At 59.7% G+C, this 474-nt stretch carries 1 protein-coding gene; it reads right to left on the minus strand.

Features of this window, described 5'->3' with window-relative positions:
* A partial coding sequence (locus tag A3730_RS11970) for a class I tRNA ligase family protein (protein WP_156501174.1) occupies positions 1–474 on the minus strand: 474 nt, incomplete at both ends.

Consider the following 474-nt stretch of genomic DNA (forward strand, 5'->3'; position numbering starts at 1 on the left):
AACAGGCCGTCGTACCATTCGGCCAGGAACACGGAATCGAGCCGCTCGCCGGGCAGGTTCTCGTAGATTTCCTCGGCGGTAAAGCTGAGCACCGGCGCCATCCAGCGCACCAGCGCCTGGGCGATATGGTACAAAGCCGTCTGGCAGGAGCGCCGTGCCACGGAATCAGCCTGGGTCGTGTACTGGCGATCCTTGATGATATCCAGGTAAAAACCGCCCAGATCCAGCGCGCAGAAGTTATGCAGCTTCTGATAAACCTGATGAAAGTGGTAGCCGTCGTACAGGTCTTCGATCTCGCCCTGGACTTGCAACGCCCGGTCCACGATGTAGCGGTCCAGCGCCAGCATTTGCTCCGGCTGCAGCGCATCCGTCCCAGGCTCGAAACCGCTCAGGTTGGAGAGCAGGAAACGGCTGGTATTGCGGATACGGCGATAGCTGTCGCCCATCTGCTTGAGGATATCCTTGGACACGGAC

Source organism: Alcanivorax sp. HI0044, assembly GCF_001634945.1.